The following is a 24119-nucleotide window of genomic DNA, read 5'->3' as shown; positions in this document are numbered from 1 at the left end:
GGCTTATGGATAGTGATACAACTCACATAACTGGCCAGTGTGACAGCCGGATGAATGCAGGCTAAACAGATGCAAAAATAATTAAAATCAATAGATTAATAATAAACAGAGCGAAAAAGTTCGATGAATAAGCCAATTTGACCTGACTACGCTTTCCCGATAAGTTGGGAATCCGCTGGAAGAGTTCTGGACGGGTGCTTGGCTCGTCATAATTATGCAGTAATGAGATTCCCTCAGAAGCAAGTCCTCTATACTTGTCTGAACGATGCAAAAAGCTGGAAGAAAGGCGACCTGGATGTGAGCGTGGATACGCAAACCTGTCGCCGGCCCTTTCTGCGCCTGACCGCCGTCGGAATCGGGAGTCCACAGAGCCTGGGGAGGTTCACTGATATGTTGTACGATAAATCCCTTGAAAAGGATAACTGTGGTTTTGGTCTTATCGCCCATATAGAAGGCGAGCCAAGCCACAAAGTAGTGCGTACTGCCATTCACGCACTGGCCCGGATGCAGCACCGTGGTGCAATTCTTGCCGACGGTAAAACCGGTGACGGCTGTGGCCTGTTATTGCAAAAACCCGATCGGTTCTTCCAGGTTATTGCCAAAGAACAAGGCTGGCGCCTGGCAAAAAATTATGCGGTCGGCATGCTATTCCTTAATAAGGATAGTCAGCAGGCCGAACGCACCCGCCGCATTGTTGAAGAAGAAGTACTGCGTGAGACCCTCTCCATTGTTGGCTGGCGTGAAGTCCCCACCAACCAGGACGTGCTGGGTGAAATCGCCCTCTCCTCACTGCCGGGTATTGAACAATTGTTTATCAATGCCCCCGCCGGCTGGCGGCCACGCGACATGGAGCGTCGCCTGTTCATGGCGCGTTGCCGCATTGAAAAACGCGTTGAAGCCCTGGGCGATAAAGAATTTTATATCTGCAGCTTTTCAAACCAGGTCAACATTTATAAAGGGTTGTGCATGCCGGCGGATCTGCCGCGCTTTTATCTTGACCTGGCAGATCTGCGTCTTGAATCAGCAATTTGTTTATTCCACCAGCGCTTTTCAACCAATACCGTGCCGCGCTGGCCGCTGGCACAACCGTTTCGCTATATGGCTCACAACGGTGAAATTAACACTATTGCCGGTAACCGTCAGTGGGCACGGGCGCGGGCATACAAATTTAATACTCCGCTGATTCCGGATTTACAGAACGCAGCCCCGTTTGTGAACGAAACCGGTTCCGATTCCAGTTCAATGGATAACATGCTTGAGCTGTTTCTCGCCGGCGGTATGGACCTGGTTCGCGCGATGCGTCTGCTGGTTCCGCCTGCCTGGCAAAACAACCCCGACATGGACCCGGAACTGCGCGCTTTCTTTGATTTTAACTCCATGCATATGGAGCCCTGGGATGGTCCGGCAGGCATCGTGATGTCTGATGGGCGCTATGCCGCCTGTAACCTCGATCGTAACGGCTTACGTCCGGCACGCTATGTCATCACGACCGACAAGCTGATTACCTGTGCATCTGAAGTGGGTATCTGGGACTATCAGCCCGATGAAGTAGTAGAAAAAGGCCGTGTTGGCCCCGGTGAGCTGATGGTCATCGACACCCGTGCTGGCCGCATCCTGCACTCAGCGGAAACCGATCACGATCTGCAAAGCCGCCATCCCTATAAACAGTGGATGGAAAAAAACGTTAAACGCCTGGTGCCGTTTGAAGATCTGCCGGATGATCAGGTCGGTAACCGCGAGCTGGATGACAATCAGCTGGCCACCTTCCAGAAACAATTTGCCTACAGCAGTGAAGAACTTGATGCCATCGTGCGTGTACTGGGGGAAAATGGGCAGGAAGCCGTAGGGTCAATGGGCGATGACACGCCGTTTGCCGTACTCTCCAGCCGGCCACGTATTATTTACGATTATTTCCGCCAGCAGTTCGCACAGGTGACTAACCCGCCTATCGATCCGCTGCGTGAAAATCACGTGATGTCGCTGGCCACCAGCATCGGTCGCGAAATGAACGTCTTTTGTGAAGCGGAAGGCCAGGCACACCGTGTCAGCTTTAAATCGCCGATTCTGCTCTACTCTGACTTTCGCCAGCTCACCACGATGGAAGGTGAATATTACCGGTCAGATATGCTCAACTGCACCTTTAATCCGGCGCAGCAAACCCTGGAAGAAGCGATTTACCAGCTGTGCGACACGGCTGAACAGATGGTCCGCTCCGGTACCGTATTACTGGTTCTTTCCGATCGTCATATCACCCCCGATCAGCTGCCCGTACCGGCACCGATGATTGTTGGTGCGGTACAAACTCGTCTGGTGGAAAAAAACCTGCGCTGCGATGCAAACATTATTGTTGAAACCGGCAGCGCCCGCGACCCGCACCATTTTGCCGTACTGCTCGGTTTCGGGGCCACCGCCATCTATCCGTGGCTGGCCTACGAATCACTGGCCAAAATGGCCGACAGTGGCATTATTGAAAAAGATTACCGCAGCATAATGCTGAATTACCGTAACGGCATTAATAAAGGCCTTTACAAAATCATGTCGAAAATGGGCATTTCAACCATTGCCTCCTACCGCTGCTCTAAGCTCTTTGAAGCGGTCGGACTTCATGATGAAATTACCGCTTTCTGCTTCCAGGGCGTCACCAGCCGTATCGGCGGCGCCAACTTTGCTGACTTCCAGCAGGATTTAATCAATCTGGCCAAACGCGCCTGGTTGCAGCGTAAACCGCTGGACCAGGGGGGATTGTTAAAGTACGTTCACGGCGGCGAATATCATGCATACAATCCCGACGTGGTTGGTATGCTACAGAAAGCCGTCATCAGCGGTGAATACAGTGATTATCAGCAGTATGCCCGCCAGGTTAACGAACGCCCTGTCGCGACGCTGCGCGACCTGCTGGTGCTTAACCCAGGCGGTCAGGGTATTCCGCCTGACGAGGTGGAACCCGCCAGCGAACTGTATAAACGTTTCGATACCGCGGCGATGTCAATCGGCGCACTGAGTCCGGAAGCCCACGAATCACTGGCGGAAGCGATGAACAGCCTCGGCGGCTTCTCTAACTCCGGTGAAGGTGGTGAAGATCCTGCCCGCTATGGCACCAGTAAAGTCTCGCGCATTAAGCAGGTTGCCTCCGGTCGTTTCGGCGTAACGCCGGCCTATCTGGTGAACGCCGATGTCATCCAGATTAAAGTCGCTCAAGGGGCAAAACCCGGTGAGGGAGGCCAGTTGCCGGGGGATAAAGTCACACCTTACATTGCCAGACTCCGCTATTCCGTGCCTGGCGTCACCCTGATTTCACCGCCACCGCACCACGATATCTATTCGATTGAAGACCTGGCGCAGCTGATTTTTGACCTTAAACAAGTCAACCCGAAAGCGATGATTTCGGTGAAACTGGTGTCTGAACCCGGCGTAGGCACCATTGCGACCGGCGTAGCTAAAGCTTATGCCGACCTGATAACCATCGCCGGCTACGACGGTGGAACCGGTGCCAGCCCGCTCAGTTCAGTTAAATATGCCGGCTGTCCGTGGGAACTGGGGCTGGTTGAAACGCAGCAGGCGCTGGTGGCCAACGGGCTACGACATAAAATTCGCCTGCAGGTAGATGGCGGGCTTAAAACCGGCCTGGATATCGTTAAAGCCGCGATTCTTGGTGCCGAAAGCTTCGGCTTTGGCACCGGGCCAATGGTGGCACTAGGCTGTAAATATCTGCGAATTTGCCATCTGAATAACTGCGCAACCGGCGTGGCAACGCAGGATGAAAAATTGCGCAAAAATCATTATCACGGTTTGCCGCTGCGGGTGACCAACTACTTTCAGTTTATTGCTCGTGAAACCCGGGAAATCATGGCTCAGCTTGGCGTGAAGCGGCTGGTTGATTTGATTGGTCGCACCGATCTGCTCACCGCACTGGAAGGCTTCACTGCCAAGCAGCAAAACCTCGATCTTTCCCGATTGCTGGAAACGGCTAACCCCATGCCGGACAAAGCGCTGTATTGCACGGAAGGGAACCCCGCTTTTGATAAGGGCGTGCTGAACAAAACATTGCTGGCCCAGGCCATGCCGTATGTTGAAGCCCGGCAAAGCAAAACTTTCTGGTTTGACATTCGCAATACCGACCGCTCTGTTGGCGCCACGCTCTCAGGTGCGATTGCGGCGCAACACGGCGATCAGGGGCTGGCTGCTGACCCTATCCGCGTTCATTTCAACGGCACGGCTGGCCAAAGTTTTGGCGTCTGGAATTCCGGCGGCGTTGAGCTGGTGCTTACCGGAGATGCCAACGACTATGTCGGGAAAGGAATGGCAGGTGGTATGCTGGCCATTCGTCCCCCTGTCGGCTCGGCATTCCGTAGTCACGAAGCAACTATTGCCGGAAACACCTGCCTTTATGGCGCAACGGGTGGCAAGCTATTCGCTGCCGGCCGCGCCGGTGAGCGTTTTGCCGTCCGTAACTCCGGTGCTATCACCGTGGTTGAAGGTATCGGTGATAATGGGTGTGAATATATGACCGGCGGAATTGTCTGCGTACTGGGTCGGACTGGCGTCAATTTTGGTGCCGGTATGACCGGCGGTTTCGCTTATGTTCTGGACGAAGACGGTGAGTTTCGCCAACGGGTCAATGCCGAGCTGGTTGAAGTGCTCAACGTTGATGAATTGCCCATTCACGAAGAACATCTGCGAGGTCTGATTACCGAACATGTCCAGATCACCGGCTCTGGTCGTGGCGAAGAAATTCTGGCTAACTGGCCAGCTTTCTCCGGTAAATTTGCACTGATAAAACCTAAGTCCAGTGATGTCAAAGCGTTATTAGGTCACCGTAGTCGTTCCGCAGCTGAGCTGCGGGTGCAGGCGCAGTAAGGGGTTATTGTTCATGAGTCAGAACGTTTATCAGTTTATCGACCTACAGCGCGTTGATCCGCCGAAAAAGCCGCTGAAAATACGTAAAATCGAGTTTGTGGAGATTTACGAGCCGTTTTCAGAAAGCCAGGCAAAAGCGCAGGCTGACCGCTGTCTTTCCTGCGGCAACCCCTATTGCGAATGGAAATGTCCGGTTCATAACTACATTCCTAACTGGCTGAAACTGGCCAATGAAGGGCGCATTATTGAAGCCGCCGAGCTGTCTCATCAGACGAATAGCCTGCCGGAAGTGTGTGGCCGCGTTTGTCCACAGGACCGGCTATGCGAAGGTTCCTGCACCCTTAACGATGAATTCGGTGCCGTCACGATTGGCAACATTGAGCGTTATATTAACGATAAAGCCATTGAGATGGGCTGGAAACCCGATCTCGGCGAGGTTAAACCTACCGGTAAGCGTGTCGCCATTATCGGCGCCGGTCCGGCGGGCCTGGCCTGTGCTGACGTTCTGACACGCAACGGCGTCAAAGCGGTGGTGTTCGATCGTCATCCGGAAATTGGTGGCCTGCTGACCTTCGGTATTCCCTCGTTTAAGCTGGAAAAAGAAGTTATGGTACGCCGGCGTGAAATATTTACCGGTATGGGCATCGAATTCCGCCTGAATACTGAAATCGGTCGCGATGTGCAGATAGACGATTTGCTGAATGATTACGATGCGGTGTTTCTTGGCGTGGGGACTTACCAGTCAATGCGAGGCGGCCTTCATAATGAAGAGGCTTCCGGCGTCTACGACGCCCTGCCCTTCCTGATCGCCAATACTAAAAATGTCATGGGATTTGCGCAAAGCGACGACGCCCCATTTGTCGATATGCATGGTAAGCGTGTCGTGGTGCTGGGCGGTGGCGATACCGCCATGGACTGCGTACGTACCTCCGTACGTCAGGGAGCCACCCACGTCACCTGCGCCTACCGGCGTGATGAAGAGAATATGCCAGGCTCTCGTCGCGAAGTAAAAAATGCCCGTGAAGAGGGTGTTGAATTCCAGTTCAATATCCAGCCACTGGCCGTAGAAATCAATGCTAACGGCAACGTCTGCGGCGTGAAAATGGCGCGTACCGAAATGGGCGAGCCCGATGCCAATGGCCGGCGCCGGGCTGAAATCATCGCCGGCTCTGAGCACGTTCTGCCCGCCGATGCGGTTATTATGGCGTTTGGTTTCCGGCCGCATGCGATGAGCTGGCTGGAAAAACATAGCGTTGAACTGGATAAACAAGGACGGATTATTGCACCGGAAGGCAGTGAAAACCCGTTTCAGACCAGCAATCCGAAAATCTTTGCCGGCGGTGATGCGGTTCGCGGTTCAGACCTTGTGGTGACCGCCATTGCCGAAGGACGCAAGGCTGCAGATGGGATTATGAACTATCTGGAAGTCTGATGACGCTCTCTTTGCCGTAAACAAAAGGCCCGGATCGCTCAGCGTATCCGGGCCTTTTTTCTGTCCGGTCTATCGGACTGTTTATTTCACCACGCGCAGTGAAGGACGGCCACCACGCGGCGGTGGTTCATCATCCGGTGTGCCATCATCGTCACTTATTGCTGCATCGTCCGGGCGGTCACCATCAATGACCGACATCACCGTCTCCGGTGCGCCCTGCTGGGTCACGGTGGAATCAAACTCAGCACCGTCATAAGCCGGTTCAGGCTCAAACATGGTCCCGGCACCGTTTTCACGCGCATAGATTGCCATCACGGCAGCAAGCGGAACCGTAACCTGCCGCGGCACGCCACCAAAGCGGGCGTTAAAGCGTACTTCATCGTTACCCAGTTCCAGATTACCTACCGCACGTGGCGCAATATTTAATACAATTTGTCCATCACGCGCGTATTCCAGCGGCACCATGACACCCGGCAGATTAATATCCACCACCAGGTGTGGTGTCAGCTGGTTATCGAGCAGCCAGTCATAAAACGCCCGCAGCAGGTACGGCCGGCGAGGTGTTAATTGTGACATTTCCATGGCAATCAGCCCCGTGTTTGCAGGCGCATTTCACGTTCAGCTTCGGTCAATGAAGCCAGAAAAGAATCGCGTTCAAATACGCGTGTCATATAGCCTTTAAGCTCTTTCGCGCCGCTACCGAGCAGCTCAACACCCAGCTGAGGAAGACGCCATAACAGCGGGGCCAGATAGCAATCAACCAGGCTGAATTCTTCACTAAGAAAATACGGAGTGCGGGAGAACAAAGGTCCGATGGCAAGCAGCTCTTCACGCAACTGCTTACGTGCAGATTCAGCTTCCTGCGCATTACCACGTTCAATGGTACGCATCAGGCTGTACCAGTCATGTTCAATGCGATGCATCATCAGGCGACTTTCTCCGCGCGCTACCGGATAAACCGGCATCAACGGCGGATGCGGGAAACGCTCGTCAAGATATTCCATGATGATGCGCGATTCATACAACGTCAGCTCACGATCGACTAACGTTGGCACAGTACGATACGGATTGAGGTCAATCAGATCCTGCGGCAGGTTATCGATCTCGACCTGCTCAATCTCCACGCTGACACCCTTTTCAGCCAGCACAATACGCACCTGATGGCTAAAAATATCAGTTGGACCAGAAAACAGCGTCATTACCGAACGTTTGTTGGCAGCGACAGCCATGTAAACCTCCAAGTTTATCCAGAAAATTACTGCGAATAGCCAACCACGAGGCGACTAACCTGTTCATTATAATGGCCCCAGTTATATGCTGGTCCCGAACCGGCTTTCTGCGCAGAGAAAAGCAGGTATAGTGCCCCTGACAAACAGGCACAAAGTGTCAGACAGTCTACCAGATTTTAGACAGTTTGTGGGCGCACTGATGTGGAATTGTCGGCAATATCGCGCAAAGATATGGGAGATCTATGATATTAAAAAAAAACCCGGCATAAAGCCGGGCTTTTCTGTACCGGAATCTGCCGAAGCAGATATCGGTTAACGTTTGGAGAACTGTGGACGGCGACGTGCTTTGCGCAGACCCACTTTTTTACGTTCAACCTGACGAGCATCACGCGTAACAAAACCGGCTTTACGCAGTTCAGCGCGCAGTGATTCGTCATATTCCATCAGCGCACGGGTAATACCGTGACGGATAGCGCCAGCCTGACCAGAGATACCACCACCTTTAACGGTGATGTACAGATCCAGTTTGCCGACCATATCGACCAGTTCCAGCGGCTGACGCACTACCATACGGGCAGTTTCGCGACCGAAGTATTGTTCCAGAGAACGCTGGTTGATAACGATGTTACCGCTACCCGGCTTGATAAAGACGCGAGCGGAAGAGCTTTTGCGGCGACCAGTGCCGTAGTTTTGAGTTTCAGCCATTGCCTGTAATCCCGATTAAATGTCAAGAACTTGCGGTTGCTGCGCCGCGTGGTTGTGCTCATTGCCAGCGTAAACTTTCAGTTTACGGAACATAGCACGACCCAGCGGGCCCTTCGGCAACATGCCTTTAACCGCGATTTCAATCACACGCTCAGGACGGCGGGCAATCATCTCTTCAAAAGTCGCCTGCTTGATACCACCGATGTGACCGGTGTGATGATAATAGACTTTATCCAGACGTTTGTTACCGGTTACGGCAACTTTGTCAGCGTTAAGAACGATGATGTAATCACCGGTATCAACGTGCGGCGTATACTCCGCTTTATGCTTACCACGCAGACGGCGCGCCAGTTCAGTCGCCAGACGGCCTAAAGTTTTGCCTGTCGCGTCAACAACATACCAGTCACGCTGTACGGTTTCTGGTTTAGCTGTAAAAGTTTTCATTAAAAGCTTACCCAATAGTAGTTACACGTTGGTGAAATCCCAAACGCTTGAATAAACGGTTGAGGCTCACACGACCATCTTGTCCAGCAAGCCCACCCCCTCAGGCAAGGTTGCCGGCGCAGCAAAGTTTTGGGAAAAAACTTTGTCGTAACGTGGGGTCGCAAGATTATAGAGAAGTCGATATGAAAGATCGACCTCTTTTTGCATGATATTCTGGCCGCGGCCGTCTCAGGGAAGATGAAGCAAACGCAAATATTCTTCGCTTTGCATCTCCTGCAAACGTGAGACGCAGCGCTGATATTCAAATTTCAGCTGAGTACCCTGATAAATTTCATACAGCGATGTTTCTGCTGATACCACCAGCTTAACGTGCCGTTCATAAAACTCATCGACCAACGCCAGAAAACGCCGCGCCTGGTCTTCAGATTTATAAATCATCACCGGCACATTAAACAGCAAAACACTATGAAAACGTCGTGATAGCTCAATATAGTCATGCTGGCTACGTCCCTGACCACAAAGCACGTGAAAATCAATGGCCAGGACGCCCTGCGCACTGCCCAGCGTTTCTATCGAACGATGATTGATATTCAGTACCTGCTGCCCACCACGTGGCTGCCCCGCCAGGGCAACAAACATTTTCTCCATCGCCACCTGATTAGCTTCATTTAACGGCGTCATCCACAGATGGGCCGAGGTCAGGGTACGTAAACGATAGTCAATGCCCGCATCAACATTCATCACGTCGCAATAGCGCTTAATCAGCGCAATGGCCGGCAGGAAGCGCGCCCGCTGTAATCCGTTGCGGTACAGTTCATCCGGCGGAATATTCGAGGTAGCCACCAGCGTGATACCGCGCGCAAACAGCGCTTCCATCAGCGTGCCCAGCAGCATGGCATCGGTAATGTCAGAAACAAAAAACTCGTCGAAGCACAGCAAATCCGTCTCTGACTTAAAACTGTCGGCCACCCGCTGTAACGGGTCGCTGTGGCCCTGTAATTCAGTCAGCGACTGGTGGACACGCAGCATAAAACGATGAAAGTGAAGACGCAGCTTACGCTCGCCAGGAATCGACTGAAAAAACAGATCCATCAGCCAGGTCTTGCCCCGTCCAACGCCCCCCCACATATAGAGGCCCTGCACCGGCTGCAGCGTGACGTTTTTTTCTTTACCTATCAGCTTTTTCAGCTTGCCGAACAAACCCTGACCACCCTCTGAAAGCGGCACTGTCTGCTCCTGGCTGAAAGCCTGCCAGATGCTGTTCAGGCGGGTTATTGCATCAAGCTGAACGTCATCCGGCTGGTATTCACCGCTATCCAGCGCCTGCTGATAGCGAGCCAGAGGAGAAGATGTCTGCATAATCACCACCAGGTCCCTGAATAAATTACAATACAACAGGATATACTATTGGAAATAGGCTTTTCCACGCGGCTGACCGCGACGGGATTCCACTTCGGTAAGATTAACGGTTATAGTGGTGTCAGTGGAAGCCCTTACGGATAACGAAGAAAGTTGGGAGTCATTATGACCTGGGAATATGCGCTCATTGGTTTAGTTGTTGGCATCATCATTGGTGCCGTGGCGGTGCGTTTTGGTAACCGCAAACTGCGTGAGCAACGCCATATGCAATATGAACTGGAAAAAACAAAAGCAGAGCTGGCAGATTATCGCGAAGAGCTGACCAATCATTTCGCCCGTAGCGCGGAACTGCTCGATAACATGGCGCGCGATTATCGCCAGCTTTATCAACACATGGCAAAAGGGTCTAACGATTTGCTACCCAATCTGCCGGGTGAGCAGAATCCCTTTGCCTGGCAGCTTACCGGCTCAGAAGCCGATAACGATCAGGCGCCAGTACAGATGCCCCGTGACTATTCCGATAGCGGCGCATCTGGCTTATTGCGCGGAGAGCGCCCACAGCGTGATTAATACAATACGGTTAACCAGGGGCGCGCGCAGCGCCCCTTTCACTGGCAGGCATTAAAACTGGAACCCTTTCCTTATCTGTGTGTCACAACATCCAGACTCTATGTTGTTGTCAGCCTGTCAGGCTCCATTTTCACTGCGTAGCGAGAGTGTTGTAACGATGAAGAAAAAAACAGTATTGGTAAGCGCACTGGCGCTGGCTATCAGTATGAATTTGCCTCTCGCCTCCCAGGCGCTGGCATCAATACCAGCACAGATTCAGGGCCAGCCGCTGCCTAGCCTGGCACCGATGCTGGAAAAAGTCCTTCCTGCGGTGGTCAGCGTGCATGTAGAAGGGACCGAAACCGACGCCCAGGAACAAATTCCGGAACCGTTAAAGCGTTTTTTTGGTCAACAGGGCCAGAACGCGCAACCTCAGCCATTTGAAGGTCTGGCTTCTGGTGTCGTGATCAATGCCGAAAAAGGGTATGTACTGACCAACAATCATGTCGTCAACGGCGCAAATAAAATTAGCGTTCAGCTGAGCGATGGCCGTGAATATGACGCCAGACTGGTTGGTCATGACGAACAGACCGATATCGCTCTGCTGCAGCTCAAAGATGCCAAAAATCTGACCCAGATTAAAATTGCCGACTCAGACAAACTGAAAGTGGGCGATTTTGCTATTGCCATCGGTAACCCTTTTGGTCTTGGCCAGACAGCAACCTCAGGCATTGTTTCGGCATTAGGCCGTAGCGGTCTTAACCTTGAAGGCCTGGAAAATTTTATCCAGACCGATGCCGCCATTAACCGCGGAAACTCAGGGGGAGCCCTGGTCAATCTTAACGGTGAACTGATCGGTATTAACACCGCCATTCTGGCTTCTTCCGGCGGGAACATTGGTATTGGTTTCGCAATCCCTGGCAATATGGCAATGAACCTTGCGCAGCAGCTGATTAAGTTTGGCGAGGTCAAACGCGGACAACTCGGTATTAAAGGCACCGAGATGACGGCAGATATGGCGAAAGCGTTCAATGTTGATCAGCAACGTGGTGCCTTTGTCAATGAAGTTCTTCCCGATTCGGCGGCGTCTAAAGCCGGCATTAAAGCCGGTGATATTATTACTTCGGTTGATGGCAAAACCATCTCCAGCTTTGGTGAACTGAGGGTGAAAATTGGCACCTCTGCACCGGGCAAAGAGGTGAAGATTGGTCTGCTGCGTGACGGAAAACCACAGACCGTCAGCGTCAAGCTCAATAACGGCAGTCAGTCAACCAGCACCCCGGAACTGTTATCACCGGCGCTACAGGGCGCCAGGCTGAGCGACGGAGCGGCTAAAGACGGCAGTAAAGGCGTGAAAATCGACAGCGTGGATAAATCCACACCGGCAGAACAAGTCGGGCTGCAAAAAGGTGACGTCATCATTGGCGTTAACCGCACCCGGGTACAAAATCTTGCCGATCTGCGTAAGGCACTGGAAGCCAAACCGTCTGTTCTGGCAATGAATGTCATCCGCGGTGACGAGAATATTTATCTGCTTATGCGTTAAAACCGGTGAAAATCATGACGCGGACACCTGCGTGTCCGCGTAACTCGTGTTATCCTTCCGGGCGTGACCCACTCACCACATTAAGCCATGCTTTTCAAACTTTTGCGTTCGGTGATCATTGGACTGGTCGTTGCGGGACTGCTGCTGGCAGCCATGCCGGCTTTGCGACTGGGAAAAGCGCTGTTTAGCCATACTGATGACAGTGTTGATGAAGCCCCCATTAGCTATAATGCGGGTGTGCGACGTGCTGCGCCTGCGGTGGTCAATGTCTATAACCGCAGTACCAATAGCAGTGATGACCGCCTCGGCATCCATACCTTAGGTTCTGGTGTCATCATGGATGGCAGAGGTTATATTCTCACCAACAAACATGTGATTAATGATGCCGACCAGATTATTGTTGCCCTGCAGGATGGTCGCCTTTTCGAGGCCATGCTGCAGGGCTCCGATTCGTTAACCGATCTGGCGGTCCTCAAAATTAACGCCAGTAACCTGCCGGTTATTCCTATCAATGCCCACCGGGTTGCCCATATTGGCGATCTGGTGATGGCTATCGGTAATCCCTACAATATCGGCCAGACGGTCACCCAGGGGATCATCAGCGCAACCGGACGCGTCGGGCTAAGCCCGTCACGCTATCAAAACTTTCTGCAAACTGACGCGTCAATAAACCGTGGTAACTCGGGGGGCGCACTGATCAATTCACTCGGCGAGCTGATGGGTATCAATACCCGTTCATTTGATAAAAGCGACAATGGCGAAACGCCGGAAGGGATTGGCTTTGCCATCCCGACGGCACTGGCCGTTAAGGTTATGGATAAGCTGATTCGTGACGGCCGGGTTATTCGTGGTTACATCGGCATTAGCGGCCGTGAAATCCCACAGTTACGCAACCAGACTGGCGATCTCGACCATATTCAGGGCATTGTGGTTACCAATGTTGCCGCCGATGGCCCAGCGGCGAAAGCCGGTATCCAGGTCAATGACATTATTACCAATGTCAATGGAAAACCGGCCGTATCCGCCATCGAAACCATGGATCAGGTGGCCGAAGTCCGGCCAGGCACAGTGATTGAGGTTAATGTATTACGTAACGACCGCCAGCTGCACTTTAAAGTCACCGTGCTGGAATATCCTCAGACTTAATCTGATACATAAAAAAACGGGCGACCCATCGGTCGCCCTGTCATTGAGCCACACAGACTTTATTTCACAAAGTCGACGCCCAGCTGAATATCTTTTTTCAGCGTATCCAGCATCCCATCCAGTGAATGCTGTTCGAACGCACTCAGTTTACCGATAGGCTTGCGCTCCTGAATACCGTTTTTGCCCAGCAGTAGCGGTTGCGAAAAGAAACGTGCATGTTCGCCCTCACCTTCAACATAAGCACATTCAACAACATTACTTTCACCCTGCAAGGCGCGCACCAGCGACAGACCAAATTTTGCCGCCGCCTGTCCCATAGACAGGGTCGCTGACCCGCCACCGGCTTTGGCTTCCACCACTTCGGTTCCGGCGTTCTGAATACGTTTGGTCAGATCGACCACTTCCTGTTCGCTGAAACTGACACCCGGAATCTGCGACAGCAGCGGCAGAATAGTCACCCCGGAATGGCCACCCACCACCGGCACGTTGAGGGTCTGGGGATCTTTACCTTTCAGCGCGGCAACAAATGTATTTGAACGAATAATATCAAGCGTGGTAACACCAAACAGACGGTTTTTATCATAGACACCGGCTTTTTTCAGCACCTCTGCCGCAATGGCAACGGTGGTATTTACCGGGTTGGTGATAACCCCAATCAGCGCTTTCGGACAGGTATCAGCCACCTGCTGAATCAGATTGCGCACAATGCCAGCATTGACGTTAAACAGATCGGAACGGTCCATGCCCGGTTTACGCGCTACGCCGGCAGAAATCAGCACCACGTCAGCACCTTTCAGTGCAGGTGTCGCATCTTCACCGCTGAAACCTTCCGTTTTTACTGCGGTAGGAATATGACTGAGGTCAACGGCAACGCCCGGAGTAACTGGCGCAATATCGTACAGTGAGAGTTGTGAACCGGCAGGGAGCTGATTTTTAAGCAGAAGTGCCAACGCCTGACCAATACCACCTGCTGCACCAAGAACTGCGACTTTCATCCTAAAACTCCTATGTAGTGAAGGTAAAGTGTCAGGGGATCCAGCGGTTAGCATCCTGAACGACTTTCCGGACCGTCACAATGGCTTCTGTGTCGTTACGCTCCCGGCCATACACAAAGAAACCGTGGTGGTGGATAACGCTTATCCCGATGCGTCCTGCCGATCTCTAACTTCCGCCTGCCCTGACAGCAATAGCTAATCCCAAAATGATTTGACAAATCCACTGAATTTTATAACAACATATTAACTTATCCAGTCCATATGTCGCAAAACAGAGTTTTTTCTCCCCCGCCATGCAACCGCGCTGGCTACGGCAGCCAGACGCAATATACCGGCCGTCAGGTTGCATAATCATGCAATAAAATGCATAATAATTTTTACTCTGACCCGATACCCTATACAGCAACTTATTGAGCGGAAACTTATGCGTACCCCATCCCGACAGGACGATTTAATCAAGGCTTTCAAAGCGCTACTGAAAGAAGAAAAATTCAGTTCGCAGGGCGAAATTGTCATGGCGCTCCAGGAAGAAGGGTTCGAAAACATCAACCAGTCAAAAGTGTCCCGTATGCTGACCAAGTTCGGCGCGGTACGCACCCGCAATGCAAAAATGGAAATGGTTTACTGCCTGCCCGCCGAGCTGGGTGTCCCTACCGCCACCAGCCCGTTAAAAAATCTGGTACTGGATATTGATTACAACGACGCCCTCGTCGTCATTCATACCAGCCCCGGTGCCGCACAGCTGATTGCCCGTCTGCTTGACTCCCTGGGTAAATCAGAAGGTATTCTCGGCACCATCGCCGGTGACGATACTATTTTTATCACCCCCGCCCGCTCGTTCACGGTACGTCAGTTGTACGATGCCGTCCTGGTCTTATTCGAACAGGAACTGTGAACCCGCGAGTGGCGACCCGGCATGGCCCGGCACAGTTATGCATGTTTTAGTCATTAGCATGCCGGAGGTAACGGCAGCGTTTCGCCGCTACGCTACAGCCGGGCATAGTAAAATAAAAAACCAATCAGCCGCCACAAAATCAGAATTAAGAACCAGCTTTATTACAAGAGCGATGTAATCCACCATAAAATCCCGCACTAATCGCTAAATTACACTAATTCAATGATTTTACAGAAAATTAACAAATAAAGTTCTCTTTTTATCCCTTTTTTATAACCTTAAGTTATAAAAATGCCTTCAACCTCCATGAAATCCCGCAAAAAGATTATTAGCCTACTATTAATCTTCCCCGTAACCAGATCTATAATTATTTTGTGATGTAAATCACACCCAACAAATAAAATAAAACATCAGACGAGGAATAAAACATGCGCATTACTACTACCATCGCCACTGTCAGCCTGCTTTCTGTGCTTTCCTTTAGCATTTTTGCCGCAGATTCAGTGAGCAGTGAACAGGCGAGAAATCTCCACCCGGCAGGGGTTGTTAGCGTAAGCGTCGTTGGTGGTTCTCCGATGGACCTGCACAGCGCCCTGGACTCAAAAGCGGCCGCGCAAGGCGCTTCTGCATACCGGGTAATTGAAGCCCGTGAAGCCGGTAACTGGCATGCCACGGCCGAACTTTACCGGTAAAAGCGCCAGCATTTTCATTGCAGTCAGTTAACCGATCACCAACCGGTAAAACCTCAGCCGGTTACTGAAAACAGGAGCAAACATCATGAAAACCAAATTAACAATGACGCTCGCAGGTCTGGCTTGTGCTTTGACATTTGGCGTCAGCGCCGCCCAACTGGTGACCAGCGACGTCGCTCGCCAGCAAAATTTGCAGCCTGTTGGCGTTATTAGCGTAAGCGGTCTGGACAGCTCGCCAATGACAATCCGTCAGAATCTGTCGCGAAAAGCCGATACGCAGGGTGCCAGCAAATATCGTGTCATCGAGGCCTACACCAATGGCAACTACCATGCCACGGCTGAAATCTATAAATAAATCAAGCTCAGGCAGGCCGCCTTATGTTATCCGGTGAAAGATACCCGCAGCCTGCTCTGAACCGAAAAAATGAATTATTACCACGACCATGATGCCCACATCTGGTGAGTTATTCACGCGCTCAATCTGTATCACCGTGGCTGACCCCGCAATCCGGGGTCATTTTTTTGCTCTCAGTGAAGGTTAAATCGCAGCTGACCTTCCAGCTCCTCTTCTGCTTCATCAAATAGCAGAATCAGTGCGCCATAACGGCGTTTTTGCCCGCTGCCCAGATTGCTAAAAACAATCTCCAGCGGAAGCGGTAGTTTCGAGGCGGTCACCACTTCCCACAAACTGTCCAGATCGGATACCGGCTTATCGGTCAGAGAAAATCGGGCGCTGAACTGACGATAAAAATGGGCCTGGTCCACGATTTCGTTAAAATCAAAAACTTCTCGTCTCATACTGACTTTTCCCGACCAGATAAGGGCGCTCAGACCGCCCGATGGTTACAGTCCACCGAGGTGCAAGGCCTTTACTTCAAGAAACTCCTCCAGTCCAAGCACGGACCCCTCGCGCCCTAAGCCAGACTCTTTCACGCCACCAAACGGCGCCAGCTCGGTGGACACCGCACATTCATTAATCCCGACCATGCCGCTTTCAAGGGCGGCGGACACCCGGAAAACCCGCTGCAAATTTTGCGTATAGAAATAGGCGGCAAGTCCAAATTCGGTGTCGTTAGCCCGCTGAATCACCTCTGCTTCACTGTCAAAGCGAAAACAGGCTGCCACCGGTCCGAACGTTTCTTCCTTCGCCAGTTTCATTGTTTCGTTGGCATCAGCAATCACCGTAGGCTGCCAGAAATTACCGCCCAGGGGATGATGATCGCCACCCGCAGTGATACGCCCACCTTTCTCCAGCGCATCTTTGACATGCTCTGCCACTTTCTTAACGGCACTTTCATCAATCAGCGGACCAACAACCACCCCTTCTTCCATGCCATTGCCAACTTTCAGCTTATTCACCTCATCAGAAAGCTGACGCACAAAACGATCATAGACACGACTGTGAATATAGAACCGGTTAACGCTGACACAAACCTGTCCCGCATTGCGAAACTTATTGGCAATGGCGCCTTTAACAGCAGCATCCACATCGGCATCGTCAAACACAATGTAAGGTGCGTTGCCCCCCAGCTCCATCGAAACCTTTTTCATCGTTTCGGCCGCATTACGCATCAGCAATTTCCCGACCTGGGTTGAACCGGTAAACGAAATTTTGCGCACCGCCTGACTGGCCATAATGGCTTCACTGATCGCCGAAGTATCACCCGCCACCGCATTAAGCACACCATCAGGCAGCCCGGCTTTTTTTGCCAGTTCCAGCAGAGCAAACGCACTTAGCGGCGTATTATTCGCCGGTTTGATAATGCCGGTACAGCCCGCAGCCAGCGCCGGACCAAGTTTACGCGTCAGCATCGCCATCGGGAAATTCCAGGGAGTAATGGCGGCAACCACACCAATCGGTTCCCGGGTCGCGAAGATCCGGCTGCCTGGTTTTGCCGGTGGAATAATTTCACCATTGGCGCGTTTTGCCTGTTCGGCGAACCATTGAATAAAACTGGCGGCATACTCGACTTCACCTTCAGCTTCCTTCAGCGGTTTACCCTGCTCTGCGGTCATCAGTGTTGCCAGCCAGCTTTTATGTTCCAGTATCAGCTGATACCAGCGGTAAAGAATGTCTGAGCGAGATTTTGCGGTGCGAGCCCGCCAGTCGGGGAATGCGCGATGGGCAGCGTCGATGGCCGCTTCCGTTTCGCGTTTTCCGGCGCGCGCAACCTGCGCAATGACCTCACCGGTGGCGGGATTATAGACGTCGAATTTATCGTTGAGGCTTTGCCACTGGCCATTAACCAGATAGCCCGTACAAAACAGCGTGTTTTGCTGCAGAGTCTGCATATTCATCATTATTGTCCTCCAGTTATGTCGGCATCCTGAAGTGTAAGTATAGATGGCAATTCTGCTTCGCTCTGCGGGCCTGCGGCGCTTTAGTGAGCCGCCAGGCAACGCCACCCGATGTTATATCTGCACAAGTGCATGCTGGTATTTTTTCAGCATCATGATCATCCGTGACACCGCTTCTGTCACACTGACAGGTGCATCATATTGCGCCAGCTTTTGCTGATACACATCCAGCTGCTCAAGCAGATGCCGAAAGTGAATCCGGCGGCGGCTATCGCTGTGGGCGGCAATAACCTGATCTGCCGAGTGTCGCAACTGCTTATGAAAAGCGGATAAATCAGCGTTAACCGGCACGTCAGCATTGCGCAAACGCTGATGGCAGATAATCAGAGTCAGGCCGATACGGTATTTAGCAATATCACCAGGAAACAGATTCAGTAATAAAAATAGCTGTTGATAAAGTGCCGGCAAATGGTTTTCCTGCCGACGGACCATATTGGTTGTCATCGCCGACACGGCGGCGTACATCAGCCGGTTGAGTAATTTACGGCCGGTACGGGCGCGGGAATTATCACGAATTAACAAAATGACCATCAGCGCTAAAAAGCAGCCAATCATCTGGCCGAGGGCGTTATCCAGAAACGCACTGATATTAAAAGACATCGGATTATCCAGTACCAGTAAGTTAATGGTCCCGACTAACGCACCAAGTGTACCGGTCTGCCGGCGCTGAATCAGTATGCCGCCGATAAAAGCCATCACCCCAAGGGCAATGCAGAGTAATAGCATACTCTGCTGAGTTGCGGGCAGAACCACCGCGTAGTACAACAATCCGAGCGGCAATGCCACGGTCATACCATAGAGAAAATCCTTTGCCATCATCAGTGGATTGGGCGTGCGCATGGCCAGTGCGGTAATCACCGCCAGCATCACCATACATCCGCTGCCAGAGCTCCAGCCGGTCCACAGCCAGAACAGCGAGCCCGCCGCCGTTGCCACAAACGTACGGATGCCATTAATCATTGCGTGGTGCGTTTCAGCCGACCGCGCTTTGATGACCACCTCCGCGTCTATGACATCTTCTTCAACACGGCTGATACTGGAATTGGTATGCACCCCTTTCATCAGTAATGCATAACGGGAGGCAGTACCTACCCAGTTACTGATGGTTTCCGGTGCATTTTTACTGCCGCCTGCGGTAATAGCGCGGCGCAGCAGTTTAAGACGCCGACGGACCTCCAGCGCGCTTTCTACCGGTTTATCAAAAAAGACGCGAAATTGCGCCGCAATATAGGTACTGCTGGAGTTCTGAATCAGAAAGGTCTCACCGGCCTGGGTTATCAGCATCAGTGACAGTGAATTCATCACTTTCAGGCGGCGGTTTACCCGCTGCCAGCGTGATGACTCCATCATCAGATTATTACGCATGCTGTTTAATGCCGTGGTACGCCGCACCAGTGCCGCCCAGGATTTATCAACCGCCTCCCGATCTTCATGCGCAATACACAGCTGCATCAGACGGTAATGTTCAATCAATAGCTGTTCTGCCTCCCGATCGATCTCACTTTTAATCGATCGCGGTGAAAACAGCAGATCCGCCAGTACCGCACAGACAATACCGATAATAATTTCGCTGCAGCGTTCAACGGCAAACTGTGGCGCCAGCAGCAGCGAACCTTGTGCATCAACACTGACAACAATAATAAAGGCGGTATAACCGGCCAGTGCCAGCGCGTAAGAGTTTTCAATACGCACCAGTGAAGAGAGCCAGACACAGATACCGGCCCAGATACAGCACAAAAGCAGCATCAGCGCCGGTGCGCGGATAGTGGCAATCATTATCGTCAGTGCCGCAATACAGCCAATAAAAGTGCCTATAATACGCAGCATGCCGCGATAGCGAAGTGCCCCGGAGTAGGGATCGCCACCCGCCACAAAAGCCATACCGCCGGCAACGATACAGGCGGTCATTACCGCCCAGCGCGGCGTTTCAAGATTAAAATGGAAACCAATCGTCAGCGCCAGAACCAGAGCAAACGTCAGTTTTATCGGGAAGCGAAGCTTATGCCAGGACATCACAGCCGCTTAACCGAATTCGCGCACACGGTTCACCAGCCTGATGAACGGTGAAATTTCATGCTGCTGGCGATCTTTCTTCCCGGTCACCACCACGGTCGCGGTGGTCCCTGCCGGATAGAGATTTCCCGGCTGACTGTCGAGACGGATACGAACCGGCACGCGCTGTGCAAGCCGGACCCATTCCAGATTAGAATCCACGGTAGCCATTCCTTTACTGTCCACGCTGGTGCTGCTGTTAGTCACGCCGGCGGCAATACTTTCCACCGTTCCGTGCAGAGTCTGATTACTGCCAAGAGGCGTAATCTCCGCACGGTACCCAGGTCGAACGCCGGCAAGCTTAGTCTCTTCCATATATGCCTGCACGTAGTAACTATTGGCTTTAACCAGCGCCACCGCTGCAGAGCCGCGGGTAATAAATTCACCGGTGTATACGTTCAGGTTGGTCACCCAACCATCTGCCGGTGCGCTGACCATCGTCCGGGCCAGGTCAATCTTTGCCAGGTCACGGACGGCAATGGCTTTCGCCAGCTGATGCTGCGTGGTCTGCAAATCATTATTTGCCTGGTCAATCGCTTCACGTGACATCGCGGAGGTACCAAGCTGGTTACGACGTGCGGCCTCGCGCTGCTTTTCAGCAACCAGCGCCTGATAATAGGCAACGTCGGCTTCGTCTTCTTCCAGCGCTTTCTGATAACGAGGCCTATCGATGACAAACAGCACATCACCTTGTTTAACAAGCTGATTATCACTCACCTTCACCTGTGTCACCAGCCCCGTCACATCCGGAGCAATCGCCACGACATCGGCACTGAATTTTGCATCGCGCGTCCAGGGGGACTCGGTGTAAAACACCCAGGCGCGGAAAATAACCATCACTGCAATAATGACCAGCACGAGAGTAATGGCGAAACGGGAAATTTTTCTAGTTAGAGCTTTCACTATGACCTCAAACGAACAGGCGGGATACCAGATAAAACAGACAGCAATAGAGCGCTGTATTGAAAAGTGCAGGATGCCAGACGAAATCATAGATGCCGGTTGGCGTCAAAAGGCGGCGGGCGAACCAGAACAACAGCAACGCGATAATAATTTCAACAAATATGGGTGGAAATGACAGCCCAAATATGACAATAACCGGAAACGCACTCATCTTTAGTCCTTAAAAAAAACAGCCTGGCACTGCCCCTGATAAACCGTCAGAACTCTTCAGGCTCTGGCTATCTCACCGTTAACCGCTTGCTGATGGCCGGACTATAGGTACACTATCAACATTAAGTAACACGGTGGAAAATAACGCCGCTAAAAAGCGGCTTTCAGGAATCATGGCGTCAGGGGCTGTTGCCAGAAACCTCATAATAACGTGGTTTACTATATTGAATCCACTACGCGTGATCTAAATCACTTTTAAGCCAGAGTGAATAATGGAAAGACTCAAAGGCATGTCTGTCTTCGCCAGGGTTGTGGAGATGGGGTCATTCACCGCCGCAGCACGCCAGCTTAATCTTAGCGTTTCCGCAGTGAGCCAGATCGTCTCGCAGCTGGAAAATGAGCTGCAAGTACATATACTGAATCGAAGCACCCGCAGCCTCGGGCTGACCGAAGCCGGACGCATATATTATCAGGGCTGTCGTCGTATGCTTGCAGAAGCGCAACAGGTGCATGAACAAATTTATGCCTTCAACAATACGCCGGTCGGTACTCTGCGTATTGGCAGTTCGACCACCATGGCACAAAATGTGCTGGCAATGATGACGGCTGAAATGCTGAAAGAATTTCCTGGTCTGACGGTCAATGTGCTGACCGGTAACCCGGTACCCGACCTGATTACCGATGGCCTCGATCTGGTTATCCGTGTTGGCACCTTGCAGGACTCCAGCCCCTATTCACGCCGCCTTGGCAGCATGCCAATGGTGGTTTGTGCCGCACGTAGCTATCTGGCAGAACAGGGCGTCCCGGAAAAACCGGGCGACCTGAATAATTTCACCTGGCTTGAATACAGTGTGCGGCCGGATAACAGCTTTGAATTAGTGTCGCCGGAAGGGTCCCTGTCGCGCCTGTCACCACAAAGTCGCTATGCAACCAACGACCCGCTGACGCTCAATCGCTGGCTAAAAAATGGCGTGGGTATTGCGTATGTCCCAATGCTGTGGGTCATTGATGAAATTAACAGTGGTGACATCGAAATTCTGTTTAATGGTTATCAATCGGCGCCAAAACCGGTTTACGCCGTCTACACAGAAAAGGACAAGCTGCCGCTGAAAGTTCAGGTCTGTATTAACTATCTGACTGAATATTTCGACAGCGTGTCCCGGACCTGGCATGCGCACCACGAACAAAGTTAACGTCCGACGTTCGGTCTGCTGAACGCCAGACCAACCGCATAAGCTCCTCAGCGTTATGCCGTGCCACCGACGGTAATTTTATCCAGCTTCAGGCTGGGCTGACCGACGCCCACCGGCAGACTTTGCCCTTCTTTACCACAGACGCCAACCCCTTTATCCAGCGCCAGATCGTTACCCACCATTGATATCTGTTGCATCGCCTCAATACCAGAACCGATTAACGTGGCGCCTTTTACCGGTCTGGTCACCTTGCCTTTTTCTATCAGCCAGGCTTCCGACGTGGAAAATACAAACTTGCCAGAGGTGATATCCACCTGACCACCGCCGAAGTTAGGGGCATACAGACCATAATCCACGCTTTCGATAATCTCCTCGCGGGTGGATTGGCCGGCCAGCATATAAGTATTCGTCATGCGTGGCATTGGCAAATGCGCATACGATTCACGCCGGCCGTTGCCGGTTGGTTTCATCCCCATCAGACGGGCATTTAACTTATCCTGCATGTAGCCTTTGAGAATGCCATTTTCAATCAGGACGTTATATTGTCCGGGAACGCCTTCGTCGTCGATCGCCAGCGAGCCGCGCAGGCCTGCCAGTGTACCGTCATCAACGACGGTACAGAGCGCAGAGGCGACTTGCTGTCCTATCTGACCGCTGAATACAGAGGTTCCCCGGCGGTTAAAGTCACCTTCCAGACCGTGTCCGACCGCTTCGTGCAATAAGACCCCAGGCCAGCCGGCGCCCAGCACCACGGGCAAGGTACCGGCAGGAGCGGCCACCGCTTCAAGGTTTACCAGTGCCATGCGTACCGCTTCTTTTGCCCAGGCGTCGGCACGGACTTCACCCGTCTCATCGGCAAGAAAAAACTCATAGCCGGTTCGCCCACCGCCACCGCTACTGCCGCGTTCACGTTTACCGTTTTCCTCCACCTGAACACTGACTGACAGGCGTACCAACGGACGAATATCCGCCGCCAGGGTGCCATCGGTAGCGGCAACCAGTATCTGTTCATAAACGCCGCTCAGACTGGCGCTGACCTCCTGAACCCGGGGATCTGCCGCCCGTGCGGCTTGATCAACCCGATGTAACAGCGCAATTTTTTCCTCTCGTGACAAACTTTGTAACGGGTTATGGGCGGTATAAAGCGAGCGATTGACCACCGCGCCCAGCGTATGGGCCTGACCACTTCCGGCTTCACGCACAATGCTACGCGCCGCGGTGGCACTTTGCTGCAAGGCATTCAGGGTGATTTGATCGGCATATGCGAACCCGGTTTTCTCACCGCTGATGGCACGTACGCCCACGCCCTGGTCGATATTCCAGGAACCATCTTTAATAATACGATCTTCAAGAACCCAGGACTCATGAAAGCTCGATTGAAAGTAGAGGTCGGCATAATCCACTTTTCGCTCGCAAAGCTGACTAAGCAGCGTATACAAGTCTTGTGGATTAATATTATTAGCAGATAGTAACTGCTCACTTACCATATTAAGAGTCATGAATTCTCGCTCTGGCGTATCGCATCCGTCGCTGCGGATAACAGAATAAAACTTA

22 protein-coding genes are annotated in these 24119 nt (G+C 52.2%); 9 read left to right on the top strand and 13 right to left on the bottom strand.

Going from position 1 to position 24119, the window contains the following annotated elements; all coding sequences use genetic code 11:
- Positions 1-390 precede the first annotated feature (390 nt).
- A complete protein-coding gene (gltB, locus tag BL249_RS01640) occupies positions 391-4857 on the top strand; it encodes a glutamate synthase large subunit (RefSeq protein WP_099705500.1) in 4467 nt (1488 codons plus the stop codon).
- A gap of 13 nt (positions 4858-4870) precedes the next feature.
- Positions 4871-6289, top strand: a complete 1419-nt coding sequence (locus tag BL249_RS01635) for a glutamate synthase small subunit (RefSeq protein ID WP_099705410.1) — start codon at positions 4871-4873, stop codon at positions 6287-6289.
- 81 nt (positions 6290-6370) lie between these two features.
- On the opposite strand, the gene sspB is transcribed toward BL249_RS01635, so the two are convergent.
- The 6 genes from sspB to zapE form a co-directional block, all read right to left on the bottom strand.
- Positions 6371-6871 (bottom strand): ClpXP protease specificity-enhancing factor, encoded by a 501-nt coding sequence (gene sspB / locus BL249_RS01630; protein WP_099705409.1) that lies wholly within the window; start codon positions 6869-6871, stop codon positions 6371-6373.
- Positions 6872-6876: 5 nt separating this feature from the next.
- Positions 6877-7518 carry a stringent starvation protein SspA gene (sspA, locus tag BL249_RS01625; protein WP_099705408.1) on the bottom strand — a complete coding sequence of 214 codons (642 nt, stop codon included), beginning with the start codon at positions 7516-7518 and terminating at the stop codon, positions 6877-6879.
- A 312-nt stretch (positions 7519-7830) separates the two neighbouring features.
- On the bottom strand, positions 7831-8223 hold the full coding sequence (gene rpsI / locus BL249_RS01615; protein ID WP_078003492.1) for a 30S ribosomal protein S9: 393 nt from the start codon (positions 8221-8223) through the stop codon (positions 7831-7833).
- Positions 8224-8238: 15 nt separating this feature from the next.
- Positions 8239-8667, bottom strand: coding sequence for a 50S ribosomal protein L13 (gene rplM / locus BL249_RS01610; RefSeq protein ID WP_078003493.1), 429 nt, complete (start codon positions 8665-8667; stop codon positions 8239-8241).
- A 66-nt stretch (positions 8668-8733) separates the two neighbouring features.
- Positions 8734-8874 (bottom strand): hypothetical protein, encoded by a 141-nt coding sequence (locus BL249_RS19160; RefSeq protein ID WP_206746962.1) that lies wholly within the window; start codon positions 8872-8874, stop codon positions 8734-8736.
- 21 nt (positions 8875-8895) lie between these two features.
- The gene (zapE, locus tag BL249_RS01605; RefSeq protein WP_099705499.1) at positions 8896-10026 is read right to left on the bottom strand and encodes a cell division protein ZapE; all 1131 of its coding nucleotides are present in this window, start codon (positions 10024-10026) and stop codon (positions 8896-8898) included.
- 165 nt (positions 10027-10191) lie between these two features.
- Between zapE and zapG the strand changes: the two genes are divergently transcribed.
- The 3 genes from zapG (at position 10192) to degS (ending at position 13267) form a co-directional block, all read left to right on the top strand.
- Positions 10192-10596, top strand: coding sequence for a Z-ring associated protein ZapG (gene zapG, locus BL249_RS01600; protein ID WP_099705406.1), 405 nt, complete (start codon positions 10192-10194; stop codon positions 10594-10596).
- A gap of 157 nt (positions 10597-10753) precedes the next feature.
- Complete coding sequence (gene degQ, locus BL249_RS01595) at positions 10754-12121, top strand: serine endoprotease DegQ (protein WP_099705405.1); 1368 nt, start codon at positions 10754-10756, stop codon at positions 12119-12121.
- Between the two features lie 87 nt (positions 12122-12208).
- Positions 12209-13267, top strand: coding sequence for an outer membrane-stress sensor serine endopeptidase DegS (gene degS, locus BL249_RS01590; RefSeq protein WP_099705404.1), 1059 nt, complete (start codon positions 12209-12211; stop codon positions 13265-13267).
- 59 nt (positions 13268-13326) lie between these two features.
- Here the strand turns inward: degS and mdh are convergent, their stop codons facing one another.
- Positions 13327-14262, bottom strand: a complete 936-nt coding sequence (gene mdh, locus BL249_RS01585; RefSeq protein ID WP_099705403.1) for a malate dehydrogenase — start codon at positions 14260-14262, stop codon at positions 13327-13329.
- Between the two features lie 424 nt (positions 14263-14686).
- Here mdh and argR point away from each other — a divergent pair, with 424 nt between their 5' ends.
- The 3 genes from argR to BL249_RS01570 all read left to right on the top strand — a co-directional run bounded on the left by argR (position 14687) and on the right by BL249_RS01570 (position 16204).
- Positions 14687-15157, top strand: a complete 471-nt coding sequence (gene argR, locus BL249_RS01580; RefSeq protein WP_099705402.1) for a transcriptional regulator ArgR — start codon at positions 14687-14689, stop codon at positions 15155-15157.
- 428 nt (positions 15158-15585) lie between these two features.
- Positions 15586-15849: a peroxide/acid stress response protein YhcN gene (gene yhcN / locus BL249_RS01575; RefSeq protein ID WP_099705401.1), complete on the top strand. Its 264-nt coding sequence runs from the start codon at positions 15586-15588 to the stop codon at positions 15847-15849.
- Positions 15850-15934: 85 nt separating this feature from the next.
- Positions 15935-16204: a YdgH/BhsA/McbA-like domain containing protein gene (locus BL249_RS01570; RefSeq protein ID WP_099705400.1), complete on the top strand. Its 270-nt coding sequence runs from the start codon at positions 15935-15937 to the stop codon at positions 16202-16204.
- A 173-nt stretch (positions 16205-16377) separates the two neighbouring features.
- Here the strand turns inward: BL249_RS01570 and BL249_RS01565 are convergent, their stop codons facing one another.
- From BL249_RS01565 to aaeX, 5 genes are all read right to left on the bottom strand, one after another.
- Positions 16378-16647 carry a barstar family protein gene (locus BL249_RS01565; RefSeq protein ID WP_099705399.1) on the bottom strand — a complete coding sequence of 90 codons (270 nt, stop codon included), beginning with the start codon at positions 16645-16647 and terminating at the stop codon, positions 16378-16380.
- 45 nt (positions 16648-16692) lie between these two features.
- Positions 16693-18147 carry an NAD-dependent succinate-semialdehyde dehydrogenase gene (locus BL249_RS01560; RefSeq protein ID WP_446717690.1) on the bottom strand — a complete coding sequence of 485 codons (1455 nt, stop codon included), beginning with the start codon at positions 18145-18147 and terminating at the stop codon, positions 16693-16695.
- Between the two features lie 114 nt (positions 18148-18261).
- Positions 18262-20220 (bottom strand): p-hydroxybenzoic acid efflux pump subunit AaeB, encoded by a 1959-nt coding sequence (aaeB, locus tag BL249_RS01555; protein WP_099705398.1) that lies wholly within the window; start codon positions 20218-20220, stop codon positions 18262-18264.
- 9 nt (positions 20221-20229) lie between these two features.
- On the bottom strand, positions 20230-21162 hold the full coding sequence (gene aaeA, locus BL249_RS01550) for a p-hydroxybenzoic acid efflux pump subunit AaeA (RefSeq protein WP_099705397.1): 933 nt from the start codon (positions 21160-21162) through the stop codon (positions 20230-20232).
- Positions 21163-21169: 7 nt separating this feature from the next.
- Positions 21170-21373: a p-hydroxybenzoic acid efflux pump operon protein AaeX gene (aaeX, locus tag BL249_RS01545; RefSeq protein WP_099705396.1), complete on the bottom strand. Its 204-nt coding sequence runs from the start codon at positions 21371-21373 to the stop codon at positions 21170-21172.
- Between the two features lie 271 nt (positions 21374-21644).
- Between aaeX and aaeR the strand changes: the two genes are divergently transcribed.
- Positions 21645-22565: an HTH-type transcriptional activator AaeR gene (aaeR, locus tag BL249_RS01540; protein ID WP_099705395.1), complete on the top strand. Its 921-nt coding sequence runs from the start codon at positions 21645-21647 to the stop codon at positions 22563-22565.
- Positions 22566-22618: 53 nt separating this feature from the next.
- Here aaeR and tldD read toward each other — a convergent pair whose 3' ends face one another.
- The gene (gene tldD, locus BL249_RS01535) at positions 22619-24064 is read right to left on the bottom strand and encodes a metalloprotease TldD (RefSeq protein ID WP_099705394.1); all 1446 of its coding nucleotides are present in this window, start codon (positions 24062-24064) and stop codon (positions 22619-22621) included.
- Positions 24065-24119: the final 55 nt, after the last annotated feature.

It is taken from the genome of Erwinia sp. OLFS4, assembly GCF_002752165.1.
In the GTDB taxonomy this organism is placed as follows: domain Bacteria; phylum Pseudomonadota; class Gammaproteobacteria; order Enterobacterales; family Enterobacteriaceae; genus Izhakiella.
Note: the sequence above shows the minus strand (reverse complement) of the source record. Positions and strands in the feature narration are given on the sequence as shown.